6 protein-coding genes and 2 pseudogenes are annotated in these 3,124 nt (G+C 65.3%); 7 read left to right on the forward strand and 1 reads right to left on the reverse strand.

All coding sequences use genetic code 11. The features are described 5' to 3' along the window. The 7 genes and pseudogenes from KZA10_RS18040 to KZA10_RS10695 form a co-directional block, all read left to right on the forward strand. Nucleotides 1–126: pseudogene (locus KZA10_RS18040) on the forward strand (transposase); the annotation flags it as partial. After that, entirely contained in the window at nucleotides 125–286 is a 162-nt protein-coding gene (locus tag KZA10_RS18045; RefSeq protein WP_256934713.1) for a hypothetical protein, read from the forward strand. The pseudogene KZA10_RS18040 and the gene KZA10_RS18045, both read left to right, overlap by 2 nt. After that, nucleotides 283–1,197 (forward strand): permease-like cell division protein FtsX, encoded by a 915-nt coding sequence (gene ftsX, locus KZA10_RS10675; RefSeq protein WP_141386246.1) that lies wholly within the window; start codon nucleotides 283–285, stop codon nucleotides 1,195–1,197. The genes KZA10_RS18045 and ftsX overlap by 4 nt, the downstream gene beginning before the upstream one ends. Before the next feature lie 63 nt (nucleotides 1,198–1,260). Further along, nucleotides 1,261–1,503: pseudogene (locus tag KZA10_RS10680) on the forward strand (SsrA-binding protein); the annotation flags it as partial. A gap of 86 nt (nucleotides 1,504–1,589) precedes the next feature. Next, on the forward strand, nucleotides 1,590–1,979 hold the full coding sequence (locus tag KZA10_RS10685) for a VOC family protein (protein WP_218682865.1): 390 nt from the start codon (nucleotides 1,590–1,592) through the stop codon (nucleotides 1,977–1,979). Between the two features lie 47 nt (nucleotides 1,980–2,026). Next, nucleotides 2,027–2,287: a type II toxin-antitoxin system prevent-host-death family antitoxin gene (locus KZA10_RS10690; protein WP_218682866.1), complete on the forward strand. Its 261-nt coding sequence runs from the start codon at nucleotides 2,027–2,029 to the stop codon at nucleotides 2,285–2,287. Beyond that, entirely contained in the window at nucleotides 2,284–2,547 is a 264-nt protein-coding gene (locus KZA10_RS10695; RefSeq protein WP_055869247.1) for a type II toxin-antitoxin system RelE/ParE family toxin, read from the forward strand. The genes KZA10_RS10690 and KZA10_RS10695 overlap by 4 nt, the downstream gene beginning before the upstream one ends. 99 nt (nucleotides 2,548–2,646) lie before the next feature. On the opposite strand, the gene KZA10_RS10700 is transcribed toward KZA10_RS10695, so the two are convergent. Further along, complete coding sequence (locus KZA10_RS10700; RefSeq protein WP_218682868.1) at nucleotides 2,647–3,081, reverse strand: hypothetical protein; 435 nt, start codon at nucleotides 3,079–3,081, stop codon at nucleotides 2,647–2,649. Nucleotides 3,082–3,124: the final 43 nt, after the last annotated feature.

Here is a 3,124-nt window from a genome sequence, read left to right on the forward strand (position 1 = left end):
CCTGTCTACGTCGCTGTCGGCATCGATCTGGAGGGGCATCGTGACGTTCTCGGGTTGTGGATGGGACCGACCGGCGGGGAGGGTGCGAAGCAATGGATGAACATGCTCACGGAGCTGCGCAACCGTGAACGTCGTGGAGCCTCCCGCCGCCGTCGAACCTCCGGCGGTCATCCGCCCGCGAACACACCCCATCACGCTGCCGACGGTCGACGTCGCCGAGCTCGGAGTCGCCGATCGCCTCGGCCTCTCCGATGAAGACGACGAGGAAGTGGGCCCGACCTCATGAGAATCGGACTCATCCTGACCGAAGCCCTGGGCGGGCTCCGGCGGAACATCTCGATGGTGATCTCCGTCGTGCTCGTCACCTTCGTCTCCCTGACGTTCGTGGGTGCGGCGATCCTGATGCAGGGACAGATCGGCGTCATGCGCGGCTACTGGGCCGAGCGCGCCCAGGTCGCGGTGTACATGTGCTCCGCGGTCTCGGAATCCGAGACCTGCCTCGACGGCGCCGCGAGCGAGGAGCAGGTCACCGCCGTCCGTGCACAGCTCGAGGGGGACGCGCTCAAGCCGCTCATCAGCTCGATGACGTTCGACACCAAGGAAGAGACCTACGCCAAGCTCGTCGATCAGCTCGGCGCCGATCAGGCGAGCGTGCTCACGCCCGACCAGGCCTTCGAGGTGTTCTTCGTCACCATGAAGGACCCGGGCCAGTCGCAGGTGCTCGCCGAGGCGTTCAGCGGACAGGCCGGTGTGGAGCAGGTCAAGGATCAGCTCCAATACCTCGAGCCGTTGTTCTCCGCGTTGACCGTCGCGACATACATCGCGGTGGGCATCGCGGTGCTCATGCTCATCGCGGCCACCCTGCTGATCGGAACCACCATCCGGCTGTCGGCGTATGCCCGACGCAAGGAGATCGGCATCATGCGCCTGGTCGGAGCGTCCAACCGCTTCATCCAGACGCCGTTCGTCCTCGAAGGCGTGTTTGCGGCCTTCCTCGGCTCGGCCCTGGCCAGCGCCGCGGTCGTAGCCGGCGTGCACTTCGGAGTCAACGGCTACCTTCGGGGCCGGGTTCCGTTCATCACGACATGGGTGACGATGCAGGATGCCGCGCTCGTGGTTCCCGTGCTGATCGGCATCGGCGTCATCCTCGCCGCGCTCTCGGCCGGCTTCGCGATCCGACGCTGGCTGCGTACCTGATAGCCTGAAAGGCTGCTCGGTCGGATCGATCGATCGAGCTCATTACGGCAACAGGAGAGCATCATGCCCAGGGAACGCGGAGAGAAGGTCATCGCGACCAATCGTCGCGCACGTCACGACTACACGATCGAGAAGTCGTACGAAGCGGGGATGGTGCTCACCGGCACCGAGGTCAAGTCACTGCGTCAGGGGCGCGCCAACCTCAGCGACGGCTACGCGTTCGTCAAGGGGAACGAGGTCTTCCTCGACTCCGTGCACATCCCCGAGTACTCGCAGGGGCACTGGACGAACCTCCCTTGCAGGCGACCGACCGCCTGGTGCCGCGACTGCGCCGATGAAGGGCGCCGATGAAGGGCCTCGACAATCGGCGGAGGACGGCGGATGCTGGAACCATGGCGGCCTTCACAGCGGACAACGCATTCAGCGGATTCAGCGTCGACGACATCGACGCGGCGGAAGAGTTCTACGGCACGGCCCTCGGGCTCGATGTCGAGCGTAACGCGATGGGCTTCCTCGATCTGCGGCTGCCGAGCGGCGGGTCGATCCTCGTCTACTCGAAGCCGAACCACACGCCGGCGAGCTTCACGATCCTGAACTTCCCGGTGGCGGATGTCGATGCCGCGGTCGACGAGCTCATCGCCCGGGGCGTGCAGACCAAGATCTACAGCGACGAGGAGTTTCCCTCCGATGAGCGCGGTATCGTCCGCAGCAACGGTCGCGGCCCGGACATCGCGTGGTTCCGCGACCCGGCCGGCAATGTGCTCGCTGTCATGCAGGCCTGATTTCTGTATCTTCTTCCACTTATGTACATAAGCGGTAGAATGAAATCATGAACACGATCAGCCGCAGCGTCCCGTCGAAGGATCTTCGCGATAGCTTGGCCGACGTCCTCGGTGGAGTCGCTTATGGTTCCGAGCGTGTGGGCGTCACTCGCCACGGGAAGCTCACGGCCGTCGTGATCAGCGTGGCTGACCTGGAACTGCTCGAAGAGCTCGAGGCCGCGCGCGATGCGGCCGAGTTCGCGGCGGCCAAGGTTGCAGACGATGGACAGCGTGTGTCGCTCGATGAGCTCCTCACGGAAGTTGCGTGACCACCTATCGGGTGGAGTTCACCACAGCGGCCGCCAAAGAGCTACGCAAACTCGATGCGCAGATCCGTCGACGGGTGCTCTCCGGGATCGCCGAACTCGAGCGCGAACCCCGCCCTCATGGGGTCCGCAAACTCTCCGGCTATGACAACGCGTGGCGGGTGCGCATCGGCGACTACCGCGTTCTCTACGAAGTGATCGACGACCAGGTGCTCGTGACCGTGGTGCGGGTCGCTCACCGCCGAGACGTATACGAGATCTGAACGCCGCGCTCGGGGCGGGATCGATCTGATGCGACACCCCTTGAGCATTCGACGGCGACACCTCGGGGATCACGCTCCCCGAGGTGTCGCCGGTGCGGGTCAGTCGAAGACCGCGTCGGGGTAGAGCTCCTCGGCGATCAGCCGCACCGCCGAGACGTTGCCGAGCGTGCCGGGGAACAGGTCGGTCGAGGGCACCGCGATCAGTCGCCCGTCGCGCACGGCGGGCATGTCCGGGAAGGTCGCTGCGAGGTACGAGCGGACAGCGGCCTCCTGCGCGGAGTCGGTCACCGCGAACACGAGTGCATCGGGTGCTTCGGCGGCGAGGGATTCCGGGGTGATCTCGGCGGCGAAGAAGTCGGCGAATGCGGGGTCGTCCGGTGAGAAGACGTTGTCGGCGCCGGCGCGCTGCAGGATGTCGTATTCGATGCCGGCGCCGATCGCGGTGAGGGTGCATCCGCGCCGCCGAGGAGAAGCTGGGACAAATGAGTCACATTGTCCGGCTGGCTCTTGAACGACGACGCCCGGGCGGCGCAAACCCTAAACCTTGAGCTCCTTTAGCAGCACGGCCTAGTCGGAA

Origin of the sequence: Microbacterium sp. BF1, assembly GCF_019279095.1 — a bacterium.
GTDB classification, from domain to species: domain Bacteria; phylum Actinomycetota; class Actinomycetes; order Actinomycetales; family Microbacteriaceae; genus Microbacterium; species Microbacterium maritypicum.